This window comes from uncultured Campylobacter sp. (genome assembly GCF_938018035.1).
Classification (GTDB): Bacteria; Campylobacterota; Campylobacteria; order Campylobacterales; family Campylobacteraceae; genus Campylobacter_B.
On record NZ_CALIJF010000300.1, the window covers coordinates 1 to 7,692 of the forward strand.

Annotated in this window: 10 protein-coding genes; 9 read left to right on the forward strand and 1 reads right to left on the reverse strand. The window is 43.3% G+C overall.

The window, feature by feature from the left end; all coding sequences use genetic code 11:
• Positions 1–265 (reverse strand): NADH-quinone oxidoreductase subunit A (ndhC, locus tag Q0257_RS09005; protein WP_298024241.1); only part of this gene is annotated, 265 nt, incomplete at its 3' end.
• Between the two features lie 174 nt (positions 266–439).
• Between ndhC and Q0257_RS09010 the strand changes: the two genes are divergently transcribed.
• The 9 genes from Q0257_RS09010 to imm45 form a co-directional block, all read left to right on the forward strand.
• A complete protein-coding gene (locus Q0257_RS09010; protein WP_005869776.1) occupies positions 440–2,002 on the forward strand; it encodes an inorganic phosphate transporter in 1,563 nt (520 codons plus the stop codon).
• Positions 2,003–2,222: 220 nt separating this feature from the next.
• Positions 2,223–2,981 carry an AzlC family ABC transporter permease gene (locus Q0257_RS09015; protein WP_298024243.1) on the forward strand — a complete coding sequence of 253 codons (759 nt, stop codon included), beginning with the start codon at positions 2,223–2,225 and terminating at the stop codon, positions 2,979–2,981.
• Positions 2,981–3,328, forward strand: coding sequence for an AzlD domain-containing protein (locus Q0257_RS09020; protein WP_298024245.1), 348 nt, complete (start codon positions 2,981–2,983; stop codon positions 3,326–3,328). The genes Q0257_RS09015 and Q0257_RS09020 overlap by 1 nt, the downstream gene beginning before the upstream one ends.
• A 69-nt stretch (positions 3,329–3,397) precedes the next feature.
• The gene (locus Q0257_RS09025; RefSeq protein ID WP_298024247.1) at positions 3,398–4,750 is read left to right on the forward strand and encodes a coproporphyrinogen III oxidase family protein; all 1,353 of its coding nucleotides are present in this window, start codon (positions 3,398–3,400) and stop codon (positions 4,748–4,750) included.
• 114 nt (positions 4,751–4,864) lie between these two features.
• Positions 4,865–5,218 carry a hypothetical protein gene (locus tag Q0257_RS09030; protein WP_298024249.1) on the forward strand — a complete coding sequence of 118 codons (354 nt, stop codon included), beginning with the start codon at positions 4,865–4,867 and terminating at the stop codon, positions 5,216–5,218.
• Between the two features lie 90 nt (positions 5,219–5,308).
• A complete protein-coding gene (locus tag Q0257_RS09035) occupies positions 5,309–5,584 on the forward strand; it encodes an Imm53 family immunity protein (protein WP_298024251.1) in 276 nt (91 codons plus the stop codon).
• Positions 5,585–5,613: 29 nt separating this feature from the next.
• Positions 5,614–6,150 (forward strand): hypothetical protein, encoded by a 537-nt coding sequence (locus Q0257_RS09040; protein ID WP_298024253.1) that lies wholly within the window; start codon positions 5,614–5,616, stop codon positions 6,148–6,150.
• Between the two features lie 159 nt (positions 6,151–6,309).
• Positions 6,310–6,849, forward strand: a complete 540-nt coding sequence (locus tag Q0257_RS09045; protein WP_298024255.1) for a hypothetical protein — start codon at positions 6,310–6,312, stop codon at positions 6,847–6,849.
• Between the two features lie 68 nt (positions 6,850–6,917).
• Positions 6,918–7,692: Imm45 family immunity protein (gene imm45, locus Q0257_RS09050; RefSeq protein ID WP_298024257.1), on the forward strand; the 775-nt coding region annotated here is incomplete at its 3' end.

The window sequence follows — 7,692 nt, forward strand, 5'->3', positions numbered from 1 at the left end:
CCCACGGAAACATAAAGATAATCTCGACGTCAAAAAGTATGAAAAGCACGGCTATTAAAAAAAAGTGGGAGTTCATTCGGTTAGGCTGTTTGACGGCCTCGGGTCCGCTTTCGTAAATTTCGCCCTTTAACCGCTCGTCGCGCCTGTCTGCCAAACGCGAGCCTACCAAAGAGGATAGCTTAACGATGAGCGAAAAGACGCAAAAAGCCAGGATTAGCATTACGAATATTCCGAAATACGGGCTTTGCAGCGGAATTCTAGACATTTTTCGCCTCGGTTTTAAAATTTAATGCGGATTGTAACGAAGTATTGATTTAATAAAGCTTAGCGCGCGCCACTAAATTCGCTTTTAAAAGTAAAATTTAATATACCTCTCTCGTGCGATTTAGTGGGGATTAAGGCGCGTGTGGTAAAATTTCGCGGATTTTAAGGGAGAGCTATGAAATCTAGCAAGATAAGTCTCATTTTCTACGGCATATTCTGCGGCGTAACAATCTATTTTCTTATCTGGGGATTCGGTTTTATAGGAAGCGGCGATAAAATGCTATTTTTAGTTTCGGTATTTTTGGGCATCTTTATGGCCTTTAATATCGGCGGAAACGACGTGGCAAATTCCTTCGGCACCAGCGTCGGAAGCGGCACTCTTAGCATCGCGCAAGCCCTTTGTATCGCAGCGGTATTTGAAGCAAGCGGCGCGGTAATCGCAGGCGGCGAAGTAACCTCGACGATCCGCAGCGGCATAATCGATCTTAGCAAAATGGACGTGCATCCGAGAGACTTTATCTACGTAATGATGAGCGCGCTTTTTGCGGCGGGCGCGTGGCTGCTTTTTGCCAGCAGAAAGGGTTTGCCCGTATCTACTACTCATGCGATCATCGGCGGTATCGTGGGCTCGGGGCTTACGCTAGGCGCCCTGCTTAATACCGCAGAGACTTCCGCATTGTGGCTAGTGCAGTGGGATAAGATCGGTAAAATAGCTATCTCTTGGGTACTCTCGCCGATTTTGGGCGGAGTGATCTCCTTTGGAATTTTCTGGCTAATCAAGCATTATATTTTGGATTACAACCGCTACGCTCAAATAAAGATCGACCGCATAAAGCGCGAAAAAAAATCTCTCCGTAAGCTGCATAAAAAGACCTTCGAGACTCTGGACGACATTCAAAAGATCGCCTATGCAGAAGCGCTAAATCACGATATTTACGCGATGCGCGATCCCGATTTCGATCCAAGCGAGCTGGATAGCGAGTATTATAAAAAGGTGATCGAGCTTGACGCCAAAAAAGAGAAGCTCAAATCCCACAAGGCCCTAGAGTACGGAATCCCTGCCGTAGCGGGTATCGGCGCTTTCGTAATCTCGGCGATGCTGATATTTAAGGGGCTGCATAATCTAAATTTCGGGCTTACGAATTTTTACAACTACCTCATCATCGGTATGTCGACGCTGATTACCTGGCTTTTGATGTTTATTTTCGCTAAAACCCTGCGCCGCTCAAATTTAAACAAATCCGCGTTTTTGATGTTTAGCTGGCTGCAAGTACTCACCGCTAGCGGCTTTGCCTTTTCGCACGGCAGCAACGACATCGCAAACGCCGTGGGTCCGTTTGCCGCCATCATCGATACGATGGCTACGAATAGTATCAATCCCTCCACTCCCGTGCCGCAGCAGATTATGATAATGTTCGCAGTAGCCCTCATAGCGGGACTTTGGTTCATCGGCAAAGAGGTGATCGCCACCGTAGGCACTAATCTCACCAAAATCCACCCCGCCTCGGGCTTTAGCGCCGAGCTCGCAAGCGCCGTCGTCGTCATGGCGGCATCGGTGCTGGGGCTGCCGATCTCCTCGACCCACGTGCTAATCGGCGCGATTTTGGGAATAGGCTTGGTAAATCACAGCACGAACTGGTCGCTGATGAAGCCGATCGGGCTAGCGTGGATCATCACCCTACCCGTCTCGGCGCTGCTTTCGGCGTTTGCATTCGTGCTTTTGCGCCACGTATTTTAGGCTAAATTTAAAAATCCGCTCTCTGAAATTTTAAAATTTCGCAAAATTCTACGCAGGCTAAATTTTAAAATTTTACGGCGCTGAAGCGAGCAAATTTTACAGCTCCTATTACGACCGCACACCACATAAAACTCGCTAGCGACGGCATAGATTCGCCCGCAAGCCCTGTAAAATTTAATAAAATTTTAGTTACAATCGCGCTTTTAAATTTAGGAAAGCTATGAGTAAATTTGAAATTTTTAGATCCACCCTCGCCGTGATGATGGGCTACATGCCGCTGGGGCTGGCGTTTGGTATCTACGGCATCAGCCAAGACCTGCCCGTATGGGCGCTCGCACTAACCTCACTGCTGATCTACGCAGGCAGCGTGGAGTTCGTGCTGATCGCCTTCATCGTAACCCACGCCTCGCTCGTAGATACCTTCGTCGTGGCGTTTTTGCTAAATTTTCGCCATTTTTTCTATACGATGTCGCTGCTGGACGAGCTGCGCTTCGTGCGCCATAAAATTTACGCCGTATATGCCCTTACGGATGAAACCTTTGCGCTGCTAAAAGCGCGTGTATTTTTGCGCCCCGAGGAGCTTAGCGGCGAACAGCCCGTAACGCCGCAAAGATTAAAAGAGCTTGATCTGCTCTATAATCTAACCGCGGTCTTAAATCACTCCTACTGGGTCGCGGGCGTCGTTGTAGGAGCTGTTTTGGGAGCAAGCTTGAAGCTTGATTTTAGCGGAGTCGAGTTCAGCCTGACGGCGCTTTTTGCGATGCTAACCTATGAGGTTTTTAAAGCAAATCCGCAATACAAAGTGCTATTTCTGGGCTTTGCCTGCGCGTTTGCGGGGCTTTTTATCTTTCCTGCAAAATACTTTTTATTCGGCACTCTGATTTTCGGCACAGCGGTATTGCTGCTCTTTCGCAAATACTTCGAGCGACCTTCGCGCGCGAGACGCAGACTGCGAAAATTCTTAAAAAGGAGCAGGTAGTGGAAATTTTACCCTATATCTTTCTGGCCTCGCTCGCTACGATTTTGACGCGATTTTTGCCGCTGTTTCTTTTTAAGAAAAAGACCGCGAGTCCAAATCTGGCGTATTTGCAGAAAAACTCCGGACTTTTGATAATGGTCGTTTTGACGATCTATGCGCTTAAAATGATGCTGCCTAGCTTTTCGGGCGAGCGGGCTTTTAGCGCGGACGCGCTGCAAACGGCGATGCTGCTATTTTGCCTAATTATGGCGTTTGTCGTGCATGCTAAATTTCGCAATTCCCTCGTTACGATAGCGCTTCCTACGCTAATATATATGGCGGCGCTACGCTTTTTATTAAATTATTGATAAATTTATAAGTTAGTTTTCGATAAACTTCAAAAATTAATTTTTAAGTTTAAAAAAGGTTAAAGTTTTATGAATTTTATCAGTCAAATGGTGCATAGCTTCGCCAAAAAATACGCCGCCGAAACTATGCAAAAATCCCTATACAACTCCCTTAGAATCGACATCACGCAGGAAAATATCGCTAAAATTCCAAACCCCGATAAAAAATATATGCTCTACATACACGTGCCATTCTGCCACACGTTTTGCCCGTACTGCTCCTTTCATAAATATGCTTACGAGCGCGGCGCGTGCAAGGCGTATTTTAGCGCGCTACGCACCGAGATGCAGCGCACAAAGGACGCAGGCTACGACTTTGAGACGCTTTATGTAGGCGGCGGCACGACGCTCATCGACGAGGATGAGCTAGCGCGCACACTGGAGCTTGCTAAGTCGCTTTTTAATATCAAAGAGGTCTCGTGCGAGAGCGATCCCAACCACATCGAGCCTGAGAGCTTGCTGCGATTTCGCGGGCTCATAGACCGCCTAAGCGTGGGCGTGCAGAGCTTTGACGACGATATTTTACGTAAAGCTTCGCGCTACGACAAATTTGGCTCGGGTGAAATTTTGCAAGAAAAGCTATCCCGAGCGGTCGGAATTTTACCGATTTTAAGCCTGGATCTGATCTTTAACTTTCCGTTTCAAACTCGCGAAATTTTACTTCGCGACATCGAAGCGGCAAAAGCGGTAAAACCGGAGCAGATCACGCTGTATCCGCTGATGAAATCGCCTTTGATGCGCGATCAAATAGCGCGAAGCCTCGGCGTTAGCAATGTAGATCACGAAGAGGAATTTTACTCTATCATCTGCAAGGAATTTGCAAGCTGGCACCGCAGCAACGCATGGGCTTTCGCTCGCGAAAAATCAAACATCAACGACGAGTATGTAGGCACAAACCACGAATACGTAGGCATCGGAAGCGGCGCGTTTAGTTTCTTAGGCGGCAGGCTGCTCGTAAATGCGTTTAATCTCGAAGACTACGCAAGCAGGGTGCGCAAAAACGAAAGCACCGTCATCGCCACTTGCGATTTTAGCAGATCCGAGCGCACAAAATACCTCTTTTTGACCGAGCTTTTCAACGGCGAGATCGATATCGCTAAATTTAACGCCGCAAATGATCTAAATTTGCGCCGCGAATTGGGCAGAGAGCTTAGCCTGCTAAGGCTTGCAGGAGCCGTGCGGATCGAGGGTGAGATCATCCACACGACGGAATTTGGCGCGTATTTGTGCCTTGTTTTGATGAAGGAATTTTACACCGGCATGGACAAGGTGCGTGCGGCGTTCCGCGACGATGCCAAGATTAAGCGCGCAAAACAGCTCATCATTATGGACGAAAGCGAATCCGCCGCAACCGGCGCAGCAAAAGGCGAGATAGCGTCGTAAATTTTGTGCCAGACCGCTACTAGCGCTTGGACGCACCCGCGACTTAAGCGCAAATACTGTCTGGCATTTAAAACACAAACGAATTTTTGATTTCAAAATTTAGGAAACGCCGCAATGAAACGCAGAATGATCAAGCTATTCATTTTATTTCTGTTTTTTGTCCTTGTATTTGAGCTCGTCGGCAATCTTTTTAACTTCGGTCGCTTCCCCTTTCATAAAAGCTGCGAGCCGTTTATGATGATAAACCGCTATATAACCGGTGATTCAAACGATAGGTGCATAATGCAACTTATGGAGCAGGGCAACAAAAGAGATCTTTCGCTATATTACTATAAAACTAAATTTAATCTTGAGGAGCCATTGTCCGAACTGGATGAAAAAGCTATAAAATTTTTAAATATTCCGAACTCAAAGATAATCACCGTAAATAAAGACGGCGTGGAAAAGAAATTTTTAATAAGCGATTAAATTTAAATAGCAAAGAAGCCCTGCTTCAATTGCAATATCAAAGCCTAACAAATCGAGAATTTTAAAATTTATAAAATTAAAGGAGGAGTAATGAATAATCTAAAACTCATACAAAACTGGTATGCTTCCAAATGCGACGGAGAATGGGAGCATGAATATGGCCTTACGCTGGAGACGGTCGATAACCCGGGCTGGTGGATCGAAATCGATGGCGAGAGCGGGAAAAAGCCTATAAAAATAAATGTCGATAGAGATGACGAGGATTGGTTTTTCATCAATGCCACGGAAAACGAACTCAAAGGAAGTTGCGGAGCCGAAAATTTAGAGGAATTATTGGAATACGTGGTAAAATGGCTAATGGATTAAAATTTAGCAAGACAAATAAAGGAGCCTAGATGATCGAAGTCGAGATAAAAAACGAATCTTGCAAAAAGACCGAAGTTACGCTTGCAAATATCGAAATTGTTAAGGACGCCGTAAAGGAATTCGCCTATAAAAGCTTTAAGGGCAGTTATCTGTTTTTTGATATTTACGGCGAGATAGATAGGGATTTCCGCGCGCTTGGAGCAATTGGCGAAGGAGATGAAAACAATATCCGAAAAATAGATCTTAAAAAATATGAAAAAAGCTCCGTGGGCGCCACCAACATATCGCAAGATATACAGGGCGCGAAATTCTGCACCTATTTCAAGCTGGATCAAAGTGAAATTTTAAAGCAAATATTATATTATATAGCCTATGAAAGATTTGAAGGCGGCTATTACGCAAAGGGTAAATTTATAGGCAAAAACAGAGACGATCTTATTTTTATCGGCATCTGCGGCGATGTAAAAAATTGCGCCGAAATAAAGAGCGTCGATTTAGATGAAATAATAAAAAGTATGCCTAAACTCTCGGAATCAAATAATTTTTATATTAACGAGTTTATATGAGATCAACCAAACGGATCGATGAGGTAAATTCTATCGGCAACCGATTAAATTTAAAAAGGAGATACTATGAAATTTAAAATTTTGAAACCGAATGAACTATACGGCTGGGTTTTTAACAAAGATGAAGAACTTTATAAGGCTTTAGGATTTGATTGTTGAATGGATTCGTTTATTCGCATATTAGCTCAAATTCCCGGTACCAGAAAAAAAGATATTTTGGATTACATTGAATATGAAATCTTTGATTGGTACGAATGGTTTGAATTATATTGGATTATCCAAAGCGACTATAAGCTAGCGGACGAAGATAATCCTGAAATTTCAGCTTATCCTACATATGCAGGAGAATACTTCGGAGTAATGGGCCAGCTATTTTTAGGGGGTATGATAGACTTCGGCATAGAGGGCGAAAATTTAAGAAAGAAATGGGCTGACTTCGATACGAATTTATCCAAGATCGATCTAGGGATGTCGCTTTATGAGAAGTGGATCTATTTTAGAGATAATTTCTTTTTTGGGTATAAATTTTTGGAGGAGGACAAAATAACTCCCCAAGCAGAGATAACTTGGAAGAATCCCGATACCTGGAGTAGATTTAGCCACTGGATGTGTATGACTAATGCGGGCAAAGAGTATCGTGATAAAATTTTAAAGCCGAGGCTTTATGAAAAGTATAAGGATGTGGTTATAGAGGTGTAATTTAGCGATTACAAATAACGAAAATTTATTATGAACATGTTTAATCTAGCAAGCAAAAAGGACTTCAAATGACCATCTTACCAATATCAACCTTCGACAATGATTTACAAAGAGGCGATATTATAAAATTTAACGATGATGAGCTTATGGTCTGCGATGAGCTATGTTTCTGGACAGAAAATCCTTGCCTTTTAAATTTAAAAGATAACAGATATTTTGAGCTTCCTAGCGAGATGCTATCAAGCAAAGCGGGATTTGTAGTGGATAAGGAGCAATTGATTCGTAATTTAGCAAATTTCGGCATCAATGCGAGCCCCCAGGAGGTATTTATATGCTCCGATAATTACCTTAGTAGCGATGAACTGAAAGATTACAAAGAAGATTGCGACGAAACAATCCCTGGTTTCAGACTGATAAAACCTAGGGATAAATTCGGACGCAATAGACGCATAAAGACAAGTTTGATAGAAAAGCTTAGTATTCCTCTTTTGAAATTTCGCGGAAAGATCAAAGTCGGAGATATTATCGAGTGTAGAAAATCCTGCTATCCATATGAGAAAAATGTAAGCTTTGTCGTAGTAAAAGCAAAAGACGATGATGGAGTAAATTTTATAAAATTGATCGTAATTAGCGGCTACAAGGCGGGCTTATGGGTTTTGCCGTTTTTATTTAAAACAGATAAAAATATGGTAGAAGCAGACTGGCTAATTAAAAATTGGAAATATATTTTTTATAGATGCTGCGACATAAGGCACACTTATGTAAATTTACAAAACCGAAAAGAAATTTTAAATTTTACCGATAAGCAGTTGGAAAATTTCATAAAAATAAAGCGAAAGAGAT